This window comes from Stenotrophomonas sp. 10L48 (assembly GCF_056395105.1).
This window is the reverse complement of sequence record NZ_JBFTIX010000010.1, coordinates 117,898-138,715: the sequence shown is the minus strand read 5'-3', so window position 1 is coordinate 138,715 and position 20,818 is coordinate 117,898. Positions and strand designations below refer to the sequence as shown.

The window sequence follows — 20,818 nt, the reverse complement described above, 5'->3', positions numbered from 1 at the left end:
GAGCCACAATGCCACCGTGCTCAGTCACGGTGGCATTGTTCTTTCTGCACGTCGCTGACGCACTGGCGGAAGTCCTTCGGCAGGCCACTGACCTGCTCGGTCTTGCCTGCGGCCACCGCGAACCGGCGCAGCGGCGGCTTCGCGCAAGCGGTGTCGGTGCTGCAGCCCGGCGCCAGCACCAGGTAATGGCATTGGCCACTGCTGCTGGCGATGCATTCGAAACGCGCCACGCCATCGACCACCGTGCTCTTGCTGTACAGCGTGTCCACGCCATTGGCATTGGTGCGGGTGATCGACGTGTTGCTGGACTTTTCGCAGCCGGCGATGGCCAGCACGGCGAGACCTACAAGCAGGATACGGCGCATGTTCGTTCCTCGGTGGATGGCAATGGCTGCGGCTACATGCCGCGGAACAGACTCATGAACGGCTGGCTGACCACCAGGGTTTCGGCACGCTGGCGCAGGCGCAGCACGCCACGGCCGGTATCGTCGCGGCTGACGGCTGCTACCGCCTTCATGTTGACGATGGTGGAGCGATGCACCTGGCGGAAGTGCAGCGGATCGAGCACTTCCAGCAGCTCGCGCAGCGGTGTGCGCAGCAGGCTTTCGCCGGCGGCAGTGACCACCGTGGTGTACTTGTTGTCAGCACGGAAATAGATCACATCGTCGAGCATGATCAGCTGCGTATCGCGGCCATTGCTGGCGGTGATCCAGGCCAGGGGCGGCCGGTCGTTGGCGACCGGGCCTGCACCCAGGCGCTGCAGCAGGCGCTCCAGCACCGCATCGTCCTGGCGCGCGGATGGCAGCCGCGAAAGAATGCGATCGCGCGTGGCCAGCAGCCGTTCGTCACTGACCGGCTTGAGCAGGTAATCCATCGCGCCCTGCTCGAAAGCATCGATGGCGTACTGGTCGTAGGCGGTGACGAACACCACCTGCGTGCGCGGGCTCAGTTCGGCCAATGACCGCGCCACTTCGATGCCGCTGATGCCGGGCATGCGGATGTCGAGGAAGGCGATGTCCGGCTGCTTCTCGGCCAGCTGTTCCAGCGCACTGGCACCGTCCTCGCATTCGGCCACCAGCTTCAGCTCCGGCCACAGCCGCCCGAGCTGCTCGACCAGCGAGTGCCGCAGCAGCTCCTCGTCTTCGGCAATCAGCGCTTCAAGCGGCATGGCTGGGCTCCTTGGCCGACTGCGGCAGGGTCATGGTAGCGGCTACACCACTGGGGAAATTGGCCACGATCGCCACTCCGGCCTGCTCGCCGCAGGTCAAGCGCAGGCGCTCGCGCAGGTTCTTCAGGCCGATGCCGGTGCCGCTGGTGCCCTGTCCGAAACCGAGCCCATCGTCGGCGACCGTCACGGTGACATGGTCATCGAAACCACGCGCGAGAATCCAGATCGTGCCGCCGCCTGGCTTGGGCTCCAGGCCGTGCTTGATCGCATTCTCGACCAGGGTCTGCAGCGCCATCGCCGGCATCTTCACTTCGTGCAGCTCGGTGGGCACCTGCACTTCCACCGCCAGCCGTGCGCCCATGCGGATGCGCAGGATTTCCAGATAGGCGCGGGTACGTTCCAGCTCCACGCCCAGCGTGGAAACCGATTCGTCCACCTGCGGCAGCGAACTGCGCAGGTACTGGATCAGGTGGCCGAGCATCTGCTCGGCGCGCGCCGGGTCGGTGCGGGTCAGCACCTGCGCATTGGCCAGCGAGTTGTACAGGAAGTGCGGCTCGACCTGCGCGTGCAGCAGGTTCAAGCGCGCGACCGACAGTTCCTTTTCCACCTGGGTCTGTTCGGCAGCGGCCTGCTCGTCGCGGCGCTGGTCAGCCACACGGCGACTGATCGCACGGGTCACCGCTTCGGCGTTCTCATAGTTGCTGCCTTCATCCAGTGCCAGCAGATCGGCCCACCAGCCGGCGTCCGGTTCGAACAGCAGGGTCACCGTGCTGGTGCCCTGCCCCGGCGTTACCGTGGCCAGCACACTGTTGCGTTTGATCGCCAGCCGCGCCGGCAGGTTCCAGCGCGACGGTTGCCGGCCGTTCCACAGGTCGACGCGCCGCACATAGGCACGTACCTGCAGACTGCCAGCAGAACTCTCCACCTCTTCCACCCGCGGCAGTTCGCCGACGGCAGCCTCGACCACTGCGAAGGCCTGGCCGGCATCCATCGGCAGTTCGATCTGCCGGCGCTGGCGGCCGGACAAGGTGGCGCCATCGAGGCGACCGGCCACCAGCCAGACCCGGCGCACGTGAGTGATCGCGCTGCCCAGCGCGGAGATCATCAGGAACATCACCAGCAGCCCGAACACCCAGCCTGGGCCGTCGTTCATGCCGCTGAAGATGCCACTCCAGACCATGCCGGCAACGAACAGCGCCGCGGCCCAGGCCAGCAGATGACGGATGATGAGGGAGAAGCTGGCGATCACGGCGGCGCCTTGGTGGAAGGGGTGAGCCGAGCATAGAGCGGCCCTTCGGGCAAACAAGCGATGTGCGACGAAGACCGGGAAAGGGTGGATGGAACCGGTTCTGGTAGCGCCGGCCGCTGGCCGGCTCCCCATTGCTTCCAGATGCATCACCGGGTTGCCGGCCAGCGGCCGGCACTACCAGGCATCACCGGGTTGCCGGCCAGCGGCCGGCACTACCAGGCACTACCAGGTTGCCGGCCAGCTGCCGGCAACCGGGGAGGCGCCGGGTGAGCCCGGCGCATTCCCTTATCTGCGCTGGTCGGCGCTGGCGTCACGCACGGCGCGGAACGCCTCGTCCTTGCTCCAGTTCGGCCAGCTGCGCGAATTGGCCAGCTGGTTGCCCAGGGTGTACAGCACTTCCAGGTCGCGGGCGGCGCCAGCGAACACCCAGTCCGGCTGCCACTCGTCGCCCTGCTGGTGGTAACGCTTGGCGGTGTAGTCTTCGGACGCCTTCTTGCCCGCCGCGACGCCACCGTCCACCCAGTCCTGCCCGGCCGACCAGGACAGCGCGGGCACGCCACGCTTGGCGAACGGGAAGTGGTCGGAGCGGAAGAACAGACCGGCCTCCGGCTTCGGGTCCGGCGTGTAGCGGATGTCCCAGCCCTTGGCCACGTCCTTCAACTGGTCCAGCAGCTCGAAGCGCGCCGCGCCGTAGATGCCGAAATCGCGCGACGGGCCGAACGGCGCCATGCCGTCCATGTTGATCATCGCCACGGTCTTTTCCAGCGGGTACAGCGGGTGCGTTGCGTAGTACTCCGAACCCAGCAGGCCCTTCTCCTCGGCAGTTACCGCCAGGAACACGACCGAACGCTGCGGACGCGGTGCCTTGGCGAAGCCACGCGCCAGTTCAATCAGCGAGGCGGTGCCGCTGGCGTTGTCCAGCGCGCCGTTGAAGATGCGGTCGCCGCGTGCGTCGGGCTCGCCCACGCCGATGTGGTCCCAGTGCGCGCTGTAGATGACGGTCTCGTCCGGATGCGTGCTGCCTTCCAGGCGCGCGGCCACGTTGTGCGAGGTGATCACTTCGGTCTTCACCGCGTACTTCGCATCCAGGCTGGCGCCGGTCAGCGGCACCGGGGTGAAGTCGCGCTGCTGCGCCTTCTTCTTCAGCGCCTCGAAATCCTGCCCGGCCGAGCGGAACAGTTCCACCGCCAGATCGCGCTGGATCCAGCCTTCCAGCAGCGGATGGCTGTCAGCCGGATTGTCGCGCACCACGTCGAACATGGTGTTGGTGTTGGAGCCGGCCACCGTGGCCCAGCCATACGACGCCGGGGCGGTCTCATGCACGATCAGCACGCCGAGTGCGCCCTGGCGTGCGCCTTCTTCGTACTTGTACGGCCAACGGCCATACCAGGTCATGCCCTTGCCGTCGAAGTCGCCCTTGCCGGTTTCGAAGTCCGGGTCGTTGATCAGCACGACGGCGATCTTGCCCTTCAGGTCCACGCCCTTGAAGTCGTCCCAGTTGCGCTCCGGCGCCTTTACGCCGTAACCGAGGAACACCAGCGGTGCCTTGCTGATATCCACGCTGGTCGCACCGTTCATGGCTGCACGCACGGCGATCTGCTTGCCCTGCTCCAGCGCGATGGTCTTGCCGCCCTGCTGCAGCGACAGCTGCGGGGTGCCGACGATGTCGCCCTTGCGCAGCGGCACGGCCTGGGTCCACAGGCGCTTGCCGTCCTTCAGGTCGCCGCCGGGCTGCAGGCCGGCGTCGGCGAACTGCTTGCTGAGGAAGGCGATGGTCTTCTGTTCGCCGGCGGTGGCCGGGGAGCGGCCTTCGTAGGCGTCGGAGGCCAGTTCCTTGACGTCGGCGGAGATCCGCGCGCCATCGAATTTCGGGGTGGCCGCCATCAGTGCGCTCGACACCGACAGGGCCAGCACGCCCAGTACTACTCGCTTCATTGCTCTCTCCAGCAGGGAAATCGTTCTGGAGTGTAAGGGGTAAGAGGTTCGGCAGGGCTGCGCCCTGCACCCGGCAGCCGCGGTAGTGCCGGCCGCTGGCCGGCAACCTCAACAGCAACAGCAGAAGCTGCATTCCGTGGGATGGCGGGGAGGGTCCGGCTGCGGGGGACGCCGTAAACCCATCCTTGGGGGCTTGGCCGCGGCATCCATGCCGCGGACACCCCCGCAACCGGACCCTCCCCGCCTTGGACAGATTTCTGCGATCTGTCGGAACGGCGTTCTGTGATGCTCTTGGTAGGTGTCGACCTTGGTCGACACGCAACAAGAAGGGGTCAGATCCCTTTCCCGGCGGGAAAGGTCTCTGACCCCCACGTGCCTCGAACCGAGGTGTCTTACCAGTTCGGGTCTTCGGCCGGGGCGGCGGCGGGCTTGGGCTTCGGCTTGCTGGCCGGGCGCGCTGCGGCGGCCGGGGCGGCCGATGCGGTTGCGCCGGCGGCGGCCTTGGGCTTGCTGCCCAGCTTCTGGCGCAGTTCGATCTGGCCGGGGCGGAAACCACCGCGCATCGCGTCGACGCCCTCTTCCAGGGTGCCGTAGGACGTCTGCGCGGCAACGCGGTCGATGCGGATGGTGCAGCACGGATGCTCGCTGCGGCCGAGCGAACGGCCGGTCTGCGGGTCCTTCAGCTCTTCGCCCAGGCGCACGGCCTGCCAGCGCTGGCCGACCTGCACGGTGTCACCGCCCTGGCTCAGCACCACCTGGTCGCCATCGACGGACACCACCGACACCGGGAACAGCGTGGTGACGATCGTGCTGCCGATCTGCCCGGACAGCGAGTCCATCATCGAGGCGGCCATGCTGCGGCCATTGACCACGCGCGGCAGCGTGCTCGGGCCGGTCGAGGCCAACTGATGGTCGAAGCTGTCGGACATCACCACCTGGCCGGTGGTGGCATTGACCAGGCGCAGGGTGATGCGGCCGCCACCGGAATACGAGGTCACCTGGCGATCGGACATGCGCAGGTTGCGCACGCTGCGCGGGTACTCGAACCGTTCGATGGTCGGAATCAGGATCAGGTCGGTCGCCAGCTGCTGGCCAACGCGCGCGGTGTCCTGCAGGCGCACGTTGCCACTGTTGATGTGGTCGATCTCGGCCTGCAGTTCGTCGCCGAACTCGCGGTCCAGCACGATGAAACGCTGGGTCTGGGTAAGCGTGTCGGACAGCCGCGCGCGGATCGCCTGGGCGACCTCGTCGGCATTCACCCGGCCATCGCCAACGGCATAGCTGCCCGACTTGGTGCGCGGCAGGGCCACCACGATCTTCGGCTTGCCTTCTTCATCCGGTGCGCGGTACTGGGCAATCTGCGCGCGGACACGCACCTTCCAGTAGCTGCGCATGCTGCGCCGGGTGACATCCGAATCGAAGGAGCTGGCACCGCGCTTGGCGTCTACCTTGACCTGCTCTTCGTAGTTTTCCTTGACGCTGGCCGACGCCGAGCCGCCCTTGGCGGAGGCTTCGCCGGAAGCGCTGGCCGAGGCCGAACCCTTGAAGCTCCAGCCTTCGTCGCTGGCGCGCACGCGGGCGATGGTTTCTTCGTCGAGCTGGCTCACTTCATCCTGCGAGAGGATTTCATAGCCCAGCACCGCGCCCTGCGAGCCGGCAATCATCTGCTGGGAGAACGCGTCGGCGCGGATATCGCCGACGTGTTCACCGTCCACGTCCACATGCAGGCCTGCGCGCAGGCTCTGCATCTGGCTGGCCACGCGTACGCCGTTGACCTGGGCCACGGCCGACTGCAATGCCGCCAGCACCGCCAGTTCCGGGGTGCTGCCGATACCGTCGGCTTCACGCGCGACCTGGGTGGTGCCGCCGAAATCCGGCGTGCCACGCAGGGGCGCTTCCTGCACCGGCGCATTGCTGGCCAGTGCACTGGCAGCCTTGTCCTTGGCCGGAGCGGTTTCTGCCGGTGCATCCTGCTTGCCGCAGGCTGCCAGCAGGGCCGCTGCCAGGCCCAGGCCGATCAATCGAGTCGTCGTACGCATGCGGAGCTGCCTCGTATCAGAGCGAATCCAGCATCGAATCGGCGTTGGACGGCACCTTCACCTTGCTCTTCTTGGCGAAGGTCACAGCCGACTTGGTCGAGCCGTACAGGCCCTTGATGAAGCCCGGCGATTCCTTGGCAACCCAGGCACCGGCGGCCAGCTTGCGGCCAACGGTGGCCATCTGGGTGGCGCCCAGGTTCTTCATGCCGGCCGCAAAGCCGCTGGCTTCGCCGCTCAGCTTCTGTGCTTCGGCAGCCGAGGCCAGCAGCGAGACCAGGCCTTCGGCGTAGTGCTGCTTGGATTCAGCGTTCAGTTCCGGCTGTGCGGCCTGGCGCTCGTCGATGGCGGCCTGGGCGGCTTCGCTGACCGACACCGACTTCTTCATCGCATCGACGTTCACCGAACCGGACGACAGCGCCTGGCGCTCGGCTTCCAGCAGCTGCACCTGCTCGGCCAGGCCGAAGGCACGGGCGAAGGAGCTCTGCGCCTGCAGCGAGTGCGACTGCGAGCTGACGAAACGACGGACCAGCGCTTCCTGCGCGGCTTCGTCCGGGGCGGCAGCGCTGGCGCTGCTGCTGGAGGTGCCGGTGGCGCCGCCGGCCAGGTCCTTCAGCTTGCCGAACTGGGCGTGGGCCGGCATCGACAGGGTAGCGGCCGCGATGGCAACGACGAGAGCGGTATTACGGATCATGGAAGAGTCCTTTGGGAGAGACGGCCGCAATGCGGCGCGCGGGATCGGGGATAGCAGCGGGTCAGTGCCGAGCACGCTCGGCACCCACCAGGGCCGGTAACGCCGGGCCATGCCCGGCGAGCGCAGCGGTAACGTCAGCGGACCGCCTTGACGTTCAGTTCGTTGATCATCTGCTGGGCGGCCTTTTCGGCAGCCAGCTGCAGTGCATTGGTGCGGGCGACGGTTTCGTTCGGGCCGGTACCGGAGAACTGCACCGGGCCCACCGACGACACGGTGCGCGGGAAGCGACCGGTCACGTCCAGCACCTTGCCGGTGACAGTGACGAACACGCGGGTGTTGCCGCTGGCCGGATCACGGTCGCGCATGCCGACGTCGAGGGTACCGACGGCAATGTACGGGATGTTCGCCGCACGGATGCCGTTGGCGGTATCGCGCAGGGTGGCCGCGGAGAGATCGTTGCCGGTGCTGAAGTCCTTGCGGATGCGCTCGATGCTGAGCAGGCCGCGCGACTCGCCTTCCACGTATTCGGCTTCAACCACTTCGTAGCCGGCGGCGCTGAAGGCACCGGTCATGGCCGTGTTGACTTCGGCGGCGTTGGCCACCTTCCAGCTGATGTTGTCGCTGCGGGCGGTGGTGCTGCCGCCGCTGGTGACCGACACCGAGCCGTTCTGGTTGATGCTGCCGTTGGTGCTGACCGAGTTGCCGCGGAAGCTGTCGCCCTCACGGGTGTTCTCGCTGTAGCTGCTGCTGGCGTCGACGCGGCGGTATTCCTTGTCCTGGAACGACTGCACGGTGTCCTGCGAGCGCGCCATGAACAGGAAGGTCAGCAGCGAGCGCTGTGCGGCGGTGGCACCGGCCACGGCCGAACCGGCATCCAGCTTGGTCTGCAGCAGGGTGGTGTTGATTTCGGCGCGGACGGTGACGCTGTAGGTCTTGGCCTTCTTGTCTTCGTTGTCCGACAGCTGCACGGCGCTGAGCACGTAGCGGTCGATTTCACCGAGGAACTCGGCGCGACGCGATTCGAACAGGCGCAGCTTGGCCGCACCGGATTCGGCGATGTACGCCTCCAGTGCATTGGCCTTGGCCTTGTTCAGGGCCTGCGCACGGGTATCGGCACTCAGGCGCAGGCTGTAGCTGGCCGAACCGGTACCGCGCGAGCTGGCGGTCTGCGCGGCGACCGGCGAGGCCACCGCCAGGGCGATGAGGATGAGCAGGATGGTACGCATCAGCGACATGATTTGATCAACTCCTGGAGGGCTTGGGTCTGTTGCTGCAGCGGGCGTCCGCCTGGCTTCTGCTCGTCCAGCCAGGCGCGCGAGTCGGCGCGCTTGGCGGCGGCGCCGGCGAAGGCATCGAAGCCGGCCAGCAGGGTTTCGTAGCTGGCCGACCACTGGTCGACCTGCCACTGCGTGACCGGCACCACCTTGGTGGCGCCCTTGCGCAGCGGCTGTTCGAAGTACACCTTGCCGGAGAACGGCTCGGTGACCTTGGCGGTGAAGAACGCGCCGAACAGCATCGTCTTCATCGCCGGCGTTTCACTGATGACGCCGTTCTTCAGCGCATCCACCTGCAGGCTGATGACGTAGTCGGCCTCGGGGATCTTCAGCTGGTAGACCTTGCCGTCGGCAAAGCGCGCGGCCATGGCACCGCCGATCACCTGGCCCGAGGCCGGCGGCAGCAGGCCGACACCGGTATTGGACGACAGCGTCTTGGACAGCTCATGGGCCAGCGTGGCGCGCAGCGGACCGGCCCACTTCGGGTCGGGCAGCTTGGCCAGCGTGGCGTCGGACAAGGTCACCGCACCCACCTGCAGGCGACGCGTGGCCGCTTCCGGCAGCTTGGCCTGGGCCAGGGTGGTGGCCAGCACCTGCGACAGGCTGGTATCGGCACCGCCGTACAGCAGATCGGCGACGATCGCATCGATATCGTCGCTGTCCGGGCGGTACTCCTGCACGTCGATGCGCTGCAGGGTAAGCGGATAGGAGGCGATCACCTGGCGCTCGCGGAAATCGAAGAACAGCGCCTGCAGTGCCACTTCCACCAGCACCTTGTACTGGTCGCCGATCGGTTCGACCGATACCAGCTCGCGGTCCAGCGCAGCGGCCAGCACCACGGCACTGGTGGTGCCATCGAGCATCGCCACCGGCTGGTCGATCAGTTCCAGGTTGGCCGGCGCGCGGCGCTTGAGCGCCTGTGCCAGGGTCTGGTTGAGCGGAATCAGGCCACGCTTTTCCAGCACGGCATGCGCATGCGGGGTGGTCGCCTGTACGGCGGCGGCGTCAGCGGTATAGGCAAAGCCGGCCCAGTAGGCCTGCTGCGATTTGTCTGCGGCCTGGCTGGCCAACGGCCATACGGCCAGGCACAGGGCATAGGCAAGCAGGCGCGCAAAAGCGCGCGGTGCGCTCTTCGTCCTTGAAAACATCCAACCGCTCCTCGGTCACGACACACGAATGACAGGCGCGAACACGCCCGCTGGGCGCGAAACATAGCCGCTCCGGGGCAAACCGACAAGTGCTGACCTTGTCGGCTTCAATTTTCCTGCGGCAGGCCGGCCCGTTGCCGCAGCAGGGTCCGCTCTGCCTGGTTCTGGCTCAACGCCGCTGCCGAGGCGAATGCGTCACGCGCGTCCTGCTCCCGCCCCAACTGCTGCAGCAGTTCGCCGCGCACGACCATCAGCGGTGCGTAGCCCTGCAGCCGTGGCTCATCCAGCAGCGGCTGCAATAGTGCCCATGCCGCGAACGCGCCTTCGCTGCGCGACACCGCCACCACCCGGTTCAATGCCACCACCGGCGATGGCATTACCTGCAGCAGCTGCGCATACAGTGCAGCGATGCGCGCCCAGTCGGTGTCTTCGGCACGCCGCGCACTGGCATGGCAGAAGGCGATCCGCGCCTGCAGCACATAGGGGTCATCGCCGCCACCCGCCGACACCGCACGCGCCAGTGCCTGCTGGCCGCGTTCGATCTGCAGCCAGTCCCAGCGCGCCCGGTTCTGCTGGTCCAGCAGGATCGGCGCACCCTGCGCATCCACCCGTGCCGCCGCGCGCGAGGCCTGCAGTTCCATCAGCGCCAACAGGCCCAGTACCGGCGGCACCGGCATGCGATGGGCGAGGATGCGCGCCAGCCGCAGCGCCTCGGCGCACAGCGCCGGTCGCATCCAGTCGTCGCCTGCACTGGCTGCATAGCCTTCGTTGAACACCAGGTAGATCGCCTCCAGCACCGAGGCCAGTCGCTCCGGCAATGCATCAGCACGCGGCACTTCGTAGGGGATCTGCTTCTGCGCCAACGTGCGCTTGGCACGCACGATGCGCTGGGCGATGGTCGGCTCCGGCTGCAGGAACGCGCGGGCGATCTCGGTCGTGGTCAGCCCGCCCAGCAGGCGCAGGCTCAGCGCCACCCGCGCGTCGGCAGGCAGGACTGGATGGCAGGCCACGAACATCAGCCGCAGCAGGTCATCGCCGATGTCGTCTTCCAGCGCCTGGCTGTCGTCGGGCGCGGGCAATGCGGCCGGATGCAGTTCCTCCCCCCATTGCGCATGCTGCTGCGCCACCCGACGGTGCTGGCGCAGCACATCGATGGCGCGGTTGCGCGCGGTGGTCATCAGCCAGGCTCCAGGATTGTCCGGGATGCCCTGCACCGGCCAACGCTCCAGCGCGGCCAGCCAGGTGTCCTGGGCCAGCTCTTCGGCACGACCGACATCGCCGCCGAGCAGGCGCGCCAGGCGCGCGATCAACACTGGCGATTCCATCCGCCAGAGGGTGTCCAGGCGCTGGCTCAGGGCGGGCTCGTGCATGCGCCGATCACAGCATGCGGGCCCGGCCCGCACAAGCGCCGGCGTTCACGCTTCCACGATCGGCTTGAAGCCGCCCCAGAACATGCGCTTGGTATCGAACGGCATGTCCTTCGGGCCGATATGCGCCAGCCGCGGGTCGGCCATCACCTTCTTGTTGATGCGGTCGCGCGCGGCACGCGTGCGGAACACCACGAAGGCCACGATCACCGTTTCGCCCGGCTTGAGCTTCACCGCCTGCGGGAACGAGGTCGATTTCCCGGGTTGCACGTCATCGGCCACGCATTCCATGTACTGCAGCGCGCCATGGTCCTTCCACACTGCGCCGGCCTGGCGGGCAAGGCGGCGATAGGCCGCCACCTTGTCCTGCGGGCACGGCAATACGTAAGCATCCACGTAAGCCATGGGGATTCTCCCTGCGGCGGCCGCTCAGCCCGGCTCGCCATCCATGTGTGCGATTTCCCAGAGATGTCCATCCAGGTCCTGGAAGCCGCGCTGGTACATGAAGCCGTAGTCGCGCCCCGGCTGCGGTTCGCTGGCACCGGCGGCCAGCGCCTTGTCCACCATGGCGTCCACCGCCTTGCGGCTGTCAGCCGACAGGCAGGTGATCACCTCGGTCTGCGCATGCGCATCGGCGATGCCCTTGGTGGTGAACTGCTGGAAGAACGGCTTGACCAGCAGCATCACGAAGATGCTCTCGCTGACCACCATGCAGGCGGCGTTCTCGTCGGTGAAGGCCGGGTTGAAGCTGTAGCCCAACGCGGCGAAGAACGCCTTGGCTTTTTCCAGATCCTGCACGGGCAGGTTGACGAAGATCATCTGCGGTTGCGGTGTACTCATCGGTGCGGTTCCCTGCGATGGATGGAGAAAAGGAAAATCAGGGCTGCTTCATGCAGTTGACCATCCACGGCTTGCCGTAGCGGTCGGTCAACATGCCCCAGCGGTGGGCCCAGAAGGTTTCGGCGATCGGCATCTGCACCTGGCCACCCTCGGCCAGCGCCGCGAAAACGCGCTCGGCTTCTTCGATGCTGTCCACGTCGACGTTGATGGTGGTCGAGCCACCCTCGCCGCCGCCGGGACCATCGGCTGCCATCAGGATCGCCGCGCCGATCTCCAGCTGGCTGTGGGCCACATGGTCGAGGGTGTCGGCCGGCATTTCATTGCAGCCCGGCGAGCCGTCGGACGGCGGCATGTCGCGGTACTTCATTTCCGACGTGACCTGGCCGCCGAGTGCCTTGGCATAGAACGCCATTGCGTCGTGGGCCTGGCCGCTGAAGCCGAGGAAGGGAATCAGTTTCATGGGAATGCTCCGTAGGATGGGATGAATGCGCGACCGTACTCAGGCACGGTCGAGCTGCTCACGCAGACGCTGTTCCTGCTGCTGTAATTCAGGGGTGAAGGCTTCGCCGAAGTCTTCGGCGGAGATCAACGGGCGCAGTTCGAGGGCACCGCCCGCGCCGAAGGGCGCACGGCTGGCCCATTCGGTGGCCTCGTCCAGCGAGCGCACGTCCCACAGCCAGAACCCGGCGATCTGCTCGCCGGCCGGGCCGAACGGGCCGCTCTCGACCCGGGGCGTACCACCACCGAAATGGACGCGCCGGCCGCGCTGAGTGGCATGCAGGCCTTCCCCGGCAAGCATGATGCCGGCGGCCACCAGTTGTTCGTTGTAGGCGCCCATGGTGGCCAGTTCCTGTTCGCTGGGCATGCGCCCGGCTTCGGAATCGGCGTTGGCTTTGACGATCACCATCACTTTCATTGCGGTCTCCGCTGGGCTGCGGGTGCGTGCCCTTCCCTCTTACAACGAACCAGGGGCGCGAGGATCGACACCGTCGTGCAGATTATTTTTCCTGCGGAAAGCGCGCCTTCGGCGGGGATCGGCGAACGGCGGGGCCCCTCCGTGGTGGGGTGGGGTTGGTCGCTGGAAGCTGGGTTTCCGAGTGAAGGCTGGGCGGGTGGGATTGGCGGGGACGCCGTGAATCCGTCCCTGGACGCTTAGCCGCGCCATCCATGGCGCGGATACCCCGCCAACCCCACCCGCCCAGCCCCAGACAGATTCCGGTGGCCGAACCACCACGGGAAGATCAAGAAAAAAGGCAGAAGCAACAGCAACAGCAACAGCAACAGCAAAAGCGGTTGGCTGGCAGCCTTCGCTTTGCGAGCGAAGCGACCCGCGTTTGCCTTTTCCTGTGATTTCCCGTGGTGGACGCCGCAGGAACCTGTCCGTGGCCGGGCGGGTGGGTTGCGCAGGGGCGTAAGCGCCATGGATGGCGCGCCCGAGCCTACAAGGACGTATTCACGGCGTCCCCTGCGCAGCCCACTTGCCCGGCCAACCCGCAGAGATGCAGCTCTTCACGCCCAACCCCACCACGGAGGGGCCCCGCCGTTCGCCAATCCCCGCCGAAGGCGCGCTTCCCGCTCTGCCTTTCGCAGTGCAGCATGCCCCCGCGCAAACCTGCGCGATCATGGACCCCCGCCCCCGCCAGGACTCCGCCATGCAGCAGTACCTGCTTCTGATCTACATCGACCCGTCACTGCTGCGCACACTGCCCATCGACGACTTCAATACGTTGATGCGCGACTGCCTCGCCCATGCCGACAAACTGCAGGCCGAAGGCACGTTGCTGGCCGCGCAGAAACTGCAGCCGATCGAATCAGCGCAGACCCTGCGCGTGCGCGATGGTCACAGCCGGATACTCGATGGCCCCTTCGCCGAAACCCGCGAACTGCTGGCCGGCTTCAACCTGATCGTTGCTCGTGACCGCGATGAGGCCATGCGTATCGCCCAGGGCTTCCCGTGGGCCCGCTTCGGCAGCATCGAGGTGCGGCCGCTGGAAGACATGGACGCCGAGCGCGAACGCTGCGGCGCCCCGGCCGCGGCTATGGCAGCAGCCGTACCCTGATGTCGCGCGGGCCCACGCCTTCGTTGCCGCTGTAGTCGCGCGCACTGGCACGCACGATGTACTCGCCCGGCGGCAACGCCGCCGGCTGCCAGCGCCCGGTTTCCATCAGCCCATCGCGCACGGTGTTGGTCACCAGATAACGGAAGCGGGTGACCGCGCTGCCATGCACGGTGATGCCGCTGTCGGGTGCGTAAGCCACTTTCACCGCCTGCTTCTGCGGTGGCATGCGGTTGAAGACGATGTTCCAGCGCGGCTGCTCGTAGCCCTGCAGTGGCTGCCCGGCGGCATCGAGGATCTGGTAGCCCACCTGGTACGGCCCCAGCCGGCGACGCGGCAGGTTGTTGTCCACCTGGTCCCAGGCTTCCACCACGATCTGCACGCCGCGTCCCTGCCGGGCCAGCATCACCACGCCATCGCTGCCGGCGGCCAGTGGCTGGTCGTTGTCGTCCAGCAGCGCCACATCGGTGATGCGCGGCGCGAAGTGGTCGGCATAGCCCTTGAACCCCAGCGCCACCGCATTGGTCTCGAAACCGCCATTGCCCACGGCCAGGTGCACGTGCGCCTGGTTGTTGATGCTGCCCAGGCGGTCGCCGACGTGGATGCGTGTACCACGGCGCACGCGGATGCGCTCCAGCGTGCCGTCTTCGGCGTACAGCGGCTGCCAGCGCGCGTCGAACGGTTCGCCGCGTGGCGTGCGACCGACGCGCATGTGGATGTATTTCAACCGGTCCACGGCCAGGCCCTCAGCCTGCCCACCGAGGCTCCAGGCGGCAATCGGGCTGCTGATCTTGCCCTCGGCGATCGCCAGTACGGTCTGGCCGACATCGCCGCGCACATCGAAGCCGCCGTGCAGGTGGTGGCGGCTCTCGCCCTGGAAGGTGCCGCGCACCTCGCCGAGCGTGCCCACCACTTCGTGCCAGCCATCCTGCGGTGCCAGTGGCCAGCGCCCGCCACTGTCCGGCAGCGCCGCATCCGAGGCCGGGCCCACCAGCGCCGGTGCGGGCAGTTCACCCACCGGCAACGGGCGCAGGCGATGCAGGCGATAAGCCGCGGAATCGGCCACCAGCAGGGTGCCGTCGGCCTCCACCGCCAGACCGCTGGGGCGCGCCAGGCGTGGCAGGCGGTCATTGCCCAGCAGTGCCAGCTGATGCCCCTGCGGGGTCACCTGCACGATGCGTCCATCCAGGTCACCCACGTACAGCACGCCGTCATGCGTGGTGGCCAGTGACAGCGGGCCATTGATGACCTCCCCGCGGGCAACGACGGTGCTGACCATGCCATCGGTGCCGACGCGCCGCACTGCGTTGTTGAACAGATCGGCCACCAGCAGTGCGCCGTGCGCATCGAAGGCCAGCGCCACCGGTGTATCGAAACGAGCGTCAGCGCCAAGCGCATCGGCGAAGCCCGGGCGGTCGCCGCCGGCCAACGTACGCACGTTGCCATCGGTACCGATCACCCGGATGCGGTCATTCCAGGTATCAGCCACATAGACCTGTCCCTGCGCATCCACGGCGATGCCCATCGGCCCATCGAAGCGCGCCTGCGCGGCAGGACCATCGGCGAAGCCTTGCTGGCCACCGGCCAGCGTCGTCACCTGTCCATCGGTACTGACGCGCCGGATCGCATGATTGCCGGTGTCGGCCACATACAGGTTGCCCTGCGCATCGGCGGCAATACCCGAAGGCGTGTTGAAACTTGCCTGCAGGGCAGGCCCATCAACACGACCCTCGCCCTGCCCCGCTACCGTTTCAATACGGCCATCGGGCAGGCGGCGGCGAATGCGGTTGTTGTCACCGGCATCGGTGAAGTAGACGCTGCCATTGGCACTGGCCAGCAGCGCGTAGGGGTCGGCAAAGCGTGCCTGTGCGGCGGCGCCATCGCGATCACCGGGATGGCCATCACCAGCCAGCAGTTCGATCTGTGCGGTCCAGCCCAGCGGCGTGGCGGCCGGGCCACTCGCTACTGTCGGGCCCGATGCCGGGAACTCCCACCAGGTTGCCGCCAGCGCCACCGCTGTTGCCACCACTACGCCTGCCGCCATCCAATGCCGCCGTGCCATCGTTCCTGTTCGCCTGCCAGACCGTGAAGAGGGTCAGACGATAGTCGCTGCACTCCCGGCTGCCAAGGCCGCGCCGCTGCAAATGCGGGGGTGCTTGTGGTGGCAGCCCTTCGCGGGTTCAAATCAACGCACTTCGCATTCAAATCAACGCACTTTCCAAGGATGGATGCCGTCATGTCCCGACCTACCCTGCCTCTCGCCGCGCTGCTGCTCACCGTGCTGGCGGCAGCATCTGCACACGCCGTCGAGCCCCATCCCGAGGCGCCAGCGCAGGAGATCGCGGATACCCCCTTTTCCGCCTACCAGCAACGGTGGGAGTCGGCGTTGATGATGGCCGGCAGCGGCAACATGCTGGGTGCCATGATCGCGTTCGAACGGCTGATGGACGATCCGTTGTTCGCCCGTCTGGAGCCCGCCGTGCGTGGGCGCAACGCGCAGATCGCCGGTGCCACCGCGTTGATGCAGGATGCCCCCGGCGTTGCCCGCCGCTACCTGCAGCAGGCACTGACCGCGCTGCCGAACGACCCGGCCACGCTGGCCACCCTGGTATCGGTGGAACTGGCCGAGGACAACACCGCCGCCGCAACCCTACACCTGCTGCAAGCGGCCACCCATGCAGATGGCCCAGTGCAGGTTGATATGCAGACCGTCAGCTACCTGCAGTACACGCTGCGTGCGCAGCCGGCTCAACGCATGGCCCTGCTGAAGAGCCTGTTCGACAACCAGTGGACGGGGGATGGCGTTGAACCCACCGGCCTCTGGCTGGTGCTGGCGACATTGCAGGTCGAGCACGGCCGCAGCGCAGAGGCAGCTGCCACGATTGCCCGCATCGATACACCGTTGGAGGTGATCGCATTGCGCAGCGACAAGCGCTTCGACCGCTACGTCGATCGCCGCGATCCGCGGTTCGATCCGCAGCAGGTGGCACAGCGCAAGCTGGATGACCTGCGCGTGTCGGGCCTGCTCGACCGCCGCTTGAATGCCAAGCTGGCTGCGTTCGGCTTCATCCAGCTGATGGTGGGCGAGAACGAGCAGATCGTGCAGTTCACCGATGACATGGCGCGGATGGTCAGTGCCGGCCAGCGTCCTGCGGGTGAGGAGGCAACGTGGCTGGCGTGGCTGCTGGACTACCGCACGCTGGCACTGCGCCGGCTGGATCGCATCGACGACTCTGTGGCGGCCGCACGACTGACCGATGCGGTCGGTGCCCTTGGCCCGGACGCGGCCGAGCACCGCATGAATCTGGCCTTCATGCTGTCTGCCACTGGCCACGAACGCGAGAGCGACACCCTGCTTGCCGGCATGGACGGGCTGTCGCCCTTCGGGCTGGCGGCGCGCGCCTACCTGACCTTCGTGCATGCGCGCGAGAACAACGATCTGGCGGCAGCGGCGGCCGCGCGCGCGGAAATCGTCAGCCACCGCAAGGACGCACCCCAGATCCATATGGAGCTGCTGATTGAAGAAGGCGACATGGAGGCCGCCGCAGCCGCGCTGATAAGCCAACTGGAATCCGCAGAGGATCGCACCGACGCACTGCTCAGCCTGCAGGACATGCGCGTGTATCCCTCGCTGCCCGCGGAGCGGGTGGCCGACGAGCGCTGGCGCGAACTGAAACAGCGTGCCGATGTGCGTGCCGCGATCAACCGCGTCGGCCGGATTGAGCGCTACCCTCTCTACAGCATTTCCACATCGCGCTGATCGCCGGTCATTTTGCCGGCACTTCGATACGGATGCCCATTGCTTCGCGGTAGCGCGTATACAGGGCCATCACCTTGTCCACGTAGGCCAGGGTTTCGGCATACGGTGGCACGCCCTTGTAGCGCGCCACCGCACCGATGCCGGCGTTGTAGGCCGCCGCTGCCAGCGGACGGTCGCCGTTGTAGCGACGCAGCAGCGCGCGCATATAGCGGGCGCCGCCGTCGATGGACTGCTGCGGCGAGAACGGGTCGCGCACGCCGTATTCCAGCGCGGTGTCCGGCATCAGCTGCATCACGCCCTGCGCGCCCTTGCTGGACACCGCCAGCGCGTCGAAATTGCTTTCGGCGTGGGCGATCGCCCGCAACCAGGCATCGTCCACGCCGGTGGCCTTGGCCGCCGCCTTGAACTGTTTTGCGTGCTGGGCCAGCTGGGGCTTGCCGACCTTGCCCAGGCCTTCGTGCGCCGGTTCGCCCGGCGGTGTGGCCACGGTGAACTTCAGGAACACCCGCGAGCCGGGCAGGTTGCGGGTGGAATAGACAAGCTTGCCGTCCTGCTCGCGCTCGTACAGCACGCCACTGAACACGCCCATGTTGCCCCACAGGTTGGGGGTCTGCACGGCGCTGTCGTCGATCTCCTTCGGCGTGCAGCGCGAGCCGGGCTCCGGTGCGGTGGCCAGGCTGACGGTGTTGCCCTGCACGCAGCGGTAGACCATGCGCGCAGCGGCCAGCCCTGGCCACAGGCCAGACAGCAACAACAGCGCGACGAGGGCGGGACGGAGGGACATGGCGGCGGGATGATCCGGCTGCGGCCGCTAACACTGAGTGAATGGGGGTTCGGCCGGGCGGCGCCCGGCACCCGCAGAAGCAACGGCGCCAGCAACAGCAACAGCAACAGCAACAGCGGGCTATCCGTGGGATGGCGGGGTGGGTCCGGTTGCAGGGGACGCCGTAAACCCGTCCCTGGGGGCTTGGCCGCGGCATCCATGCCGCGGACACCCCCGCAACCGGACCCACCCCGCCTTCGACAGATTTCCGCGATCTGGGAACGGTGTTCTGTGCTGCTGTTGGTGGGTGTCGACCATGCGGCTGTTGGTGGGTGTCGACCATGCGGCTGTTGATGGGTGTCGACCATGCGGCTGTTGATGGGTGTCGACCATGCGGCTGTTGATGGGTGTCGACCACGCGGCTTCTGGTGGGTGTCGACCTTGGTCGACACGTGTAGATCCACGCCATGCGTGGATGGGACTCGCCGAGGCCGCTCGATCTGTTGGCGAGGGTCTTGCTGACTACTGCGCCATCTCCCGCGGCGGCTGAAGGATGTCGACCATGCGGCTGTTGGTGGGTGTCGACCTTGGTCGACACGTAGATCCACGCCATGCGTGGATGGGACTCGCCGAGGCCGTTGGATCTGTTGGCGAGGGTCTTGCTGACTACTGCGCCATCTCCCGCGGTTGCTGGAGGATGTCGGCCACGCGGCTGTTGGTGGGTGTCGACCTTGGTCGACACGTGTAGATCCACGCCATGCGTGGTTGGGACTCGCCGAGGCCGCTCGATCTGTTGGCGAGGGTCTTGCTGACTACTGCGCCATCTCCCGCGGCGGCTGAAGGATGTCGACCATGCGGCTGTTGGTGGGTGTCGACCTTGGTCGACACGTAGATCCACGCCATGCGTGGATGGGGCTCACCGGGGCCGTTGGATCTGTTGGCGAGGGTCTTGCTGACTATCTCGCCATCTTCCGCCGCAGCCAATAACCGGCGCCCAGCAGCACGAACCACGCTGGGCTGGCGATCAGCGCCTGGCGGGTGTCGGCCTGCAGGCTCAGCAGTACCAGCACGGCGGCGAAGAACAGCAGGCAGGCCCAGCACATCGCCACGCCGCCGGGCATCTTGAAGATCGAGGCCGCGTGGCGCTCGGGGTAGCGGCGGCGGTAGACCATGTAGGCCACCAGGATCAGCGACCACACGAAGATGAACAACACCGTCGCCAGGGTCGTCACCAGGGTGAAGGCGGTCACCAGGTTGGGGATCAGGTAGATCAGCAGGGTGCCGCCCAGCAGGCACAGGCAGGAAAACAGCAGGCCCCGTGCCGGCACTGCAGCGCGCGAGAGCTTGGACAGGCCACGTGGCGCGTGGCCTTCCTCGGCCAGGCCATACAGCATGCGGCTGGTGGAGAAGATGCCGCTGTTGGCCGAGGACGTGGCCGAGGTCAGCACCACGAAGTTGATCAGACTGGCGGCGGCGGGAATGCCGGCCAGCACGAACAGCTGCACGAACGGGCTCTTGTCCGGCACCACCTGGCGCCATGGGGTCACCGCCATGATCGCGATCAGCGCCAGCACGTAGAAGATGATGATGCGCACGGGGATCGAGTTGATCGCCTTGGGCAGGTTGCGCTCCGGGTCAGCCGTTTCCGCAGCGGTGGTGCCCACCAGCTCGATGCCGACGAAGGCGAACACCGCGATCTGGAAACCGGCGAAGAAACCCACCAGGCCCATCGGGAACATGCCGCCGTCATTCCACAGGTTCGACAGCGATGCGGTGTGGCCGCTGGGCGAAGTGAAGCCCCACGCCACCAGTCCAGCACCGGTGATGATCAGCGCGCAGATCGCCACGATCTTGATCAGCGCGAACCAGAACTCCATTTCGCCGAACAGCTTCACCGTCACCAGGTTCAACGACAGCAGCAGCATCACGCAGGCCAGCGCCGGTTTCCACGCTTCCAGTCCCGGGAACCAGAACTGCGCATAGGCGGCGATGGCGATCACGTCGGCGATGGCGGTGACGATCCAGCAGAACCAGTACGTCCACCCGCAGAAGAACCCGGCCCATGGGCCAAGCAGATCGGTGGAGAAATCGATGAAGGATTTGTACTGCAGGTTGGACAGCAGCAACTCGCCCATCGCCCGCATCACGAAGAACAGCATCGCGCCGATGATCAGGTAGACGAACACGATGGACGGGCCGGCCAGGCTGATGGTCTTGCCCGAACCCATGAACAGGCCGGTGCCGATGGCACCGCCGATGGCGATCAGTTGCAGGTGGCGGTTGGACAGGCTGCGGCGCAGGTGCTCGGGGGGCGTGGCGGGCTCGGTCATGGGCGCGGGAAGGGGCGGGTGAAGCGTTCGACGTTAGTCCTCCCGCTGCCACAACGCCAGCGCCGGACGGCCCAGGGCCGTCAGCAAGTGTCATTTTCACCACAATGTGACCCGTTACCGCCTTTGTCCCATTCCGCCCAGCCCTGCGCCGTGTTCATATACCGCCATCGCCCAAGGACCGGCCCCGCCCATGTGCC

18 protein-coding genes are annotated in these 20,818 nt (G+C 66.9%); 2 read left to right on the top strand and 16 right to left on the bottom strand.

The window, feature by feature from the left end:
- Positions 1-20: 20 nt before the first annotated feature.
- From AC1DCU_RS16885 to AC1DCU_RS16825, 13 genes are all read right to left on the bottom strand, one after another.
- Positions 21-365 (bottom strand): hypothetical protein, encoded by a 345-nt coding sequence (locus AC1DCU_RS16885; RefSeq protein WP_442251700.1) that lies wholly within the window; start codon positions 363-365, stop codon positions 21-23.
- Positions 366-397: 32 nt separating this feature from the next.
- Positions 398-1,168, bottom strand: coding sequence for a LytR/AlgR family response regulator transcription factor (locus AC1DCU_RS16880; protein ID WP_032977066.1), 771 nt, complete (start codon positions 1,166-1,168; stop codon positions 398-400).
- Complete coding sequence (locus AC1DCU_RS16875) at positions 1,158-2,417, bottom strand: sensor histidine kinase (RefSeq protein ID WP_032977067.1); 1,260 nt, start codon at positions 2,415-2,417, stop codon at positions 1,158-1,160. The genes AC1DCU_RS16880 and AC1DCU_RS16875 overlap by 11 nt, the downstream gene beginning before the upstream one ends.
- A gap of 285 nt (positions 2,418-2,702) precedes the next feature.
- A complete protein-coding gene (locus AC1DCU_RS16870; protein ID WP_032977069.1) occupies positions 2,703-4,352 on the bottom strand; it encodes a M28 family metallopeptidase in 1,650 nt (549 codons plus the stop codon).
- A 392-nt stretch (positions 4,353-4,744) separates the two neighbouring features.
- The gene (locus AC1DCU_RS16865; protein ID WP_025878388.1) at positions 4,745-6,391 is read right to left on the bottom strand and encodes a CsgG/HfaB family protein; all 1,647 of its coding nucleotides are present in this window, start codon (positions 6,389-6,391) and stop codon (positions 4,745-4,747) included.
- Between the two features lie 16 nt (positions 6,392-6,407).
- Positions 6,408-7,082, bottom strand: coding sequence for a hypothetical protein (locus AC1DCU_RS16860; protein ID WP_478013623.1), 675 nt, complete (start codon positions 7,080-7,082; stop codon positions 6,408-6,410).
- A 134-nt stretch (positions 7,083-7,216) separates the two neighbouring features.
- A complete protein-coding gene (locus tag AC1DCU_RS16855) occupies positions 7,217-8,317 on the bottom strand; it encodes a hypothetical protein (RefSeq protein WP_025878386.1) in 1,101 nt (366 codons plus the stop codon).
- Positions 8,308-9,504 (bottom strand): hypothetical protein, encoded by a 1,197-nt coding sequence (locus tag AC1DCU_RS16850; protein WP_032977075.1) that lies wholly within the window; start codon positions 9,502-9,504, stop codon positions 8,308-8,310. Before AC1DCU_RS16850 ends, AC1DCU_RS16855 begins: the two co-directional genes overlap by 10 nt.
- Positions 9,505-9,611: 107 nt before the next feature.
- On the bottom strand, positions 9,612-10,874 hold the full coding sequence (locus AC1DCU_RS16845) for an RNA polymerase sigma factor (RefSeq protein ID WP_032977077.1): 1,263 nt from the start codon (positions 10,872-10,874) through the stop codon (positions 9,612-9,614).
- A gap of 45 nt (positions 10,875-10,919) precedes the next feature.
- A complete protein-coding gene (locus AC1DCU_RS16840) occupies positions 10,920-11,276 on the bottom strand; it encodes a DUF1428 domain-containing protein (protein WP_025878383.1) in 357 nt (118 codons plus the stop codon).
- 24 nt (positions 11,277-11,300) lie between these two features.
- Positions 11,301-11,711: a VOC family protein gene (locus AC1DCU_RS16835; protein WP_032977079.1), complete on the bottom strand. Its 411-nt coding sequence runs from the start codon at positions 11,709-11,711 to the stop codon at positions 11,301-11,303.
- A gap of 37 nt (positions 11,712-11,748) precedes the next feature.
- Positions 11,749-12,171, bottom strand: a complete 423-nt coding sequence (locus AC1DCU_RS16830; RefSeq protein ID WP_025878381.1) for a VOC family protein — start codon at positions 12,169-12,171, stop codon at positions 11,749-11,751.
- 39 nt (positions 12,172-12,210) lie between these two features.
- Positions 12,211-12,627, bottom strand: a complete 417-nt coding sequence (locus AC1DCU_RS16825; protein ID WP_032977081.1) for a YciI family protein — start codon at positions 12,625-12,627, stop codon at positions 12,211-12,213.
- Between the two features lie 736 nt (positions 12,628-13,363).
- Here AC1DCU_RS16825 and AC1DCU_RS16820 point away from each other — a divergent pair.
- Entirely contained in the window at positions 13,364-13,771 is a 408-nt protein-coding gene (locus tag AC1DCU_RS16820) for a YciI family protein (RefSeq protein ID WP_032975546.1), read from the top strand.
- On the opposite strand, the gene AC1DCU_RS16815 is transcribed toward AC1DCU_RS16820, so the two are convergent.
- Positions 13,749-15,830, bottom strand: a complete 2,082-nt coding sequence (locus tag AC1DCU_RS16815) for an SMP-30/gluconolactonase/LRE family protein (RefSeq protein WP_032975547.1) — start codon at positions 15,828-15,830, stop codon at positions 13,749-13,751. The genes AC1DCU_RS16820 and AC1DCU_RS16815 overlap by 23 nt on opposite strands.
- Positions 15,831-16,004: 174 nt before the next feature.
- On the opposite strand from AC1DCU_RS16815, the gene AC1DCU_RS16810 reads away from it, so the two are divergent.
- On the top strand, positions 16,005-17,528 hold the full coding sequence (locus AC1DCU_RS16810; RefSeq protein WP_442251702.1) for a hypothetical protein: 1,524 nt from the start codon (positions 16,005-16,007) through the stop codon (positions 17,526-17,528).
- 7 nt (positions 17,529-17,535) lie between these two features.
- On the opposite strand, the gene AC1DCU_RS16805 is transcribed toward AC1DCU_RS16810, so the two are convergent.
- On the bottom strand, positions 17,536-18,312 hold the full coding sequence (locus AC1DCU_RS16805) for a lytic transglycosylase domain-containing protein (RefSeq protein ID WP_442251703.1): 777 nt from the start codon (positions 18,310-18,312) through the stop codon (positions 17,536-17,538).
- 935 nt (positions 18,313-19,247) lie between these two features.
- Positions 19,248-20,621, bottom strand: coding sequence for a D-serine/D-alanine/glycine transporter (gene cycA / locus AC1DCU_RS16800; RefSeq protein ID WP_080150650.1), 1,374 nt, complete (start codon positions 20,619-20,621; stop codon positions 19,248-19,250).
- Positions 20,622-20,818 lie beyond the last annotated feature (197 nt).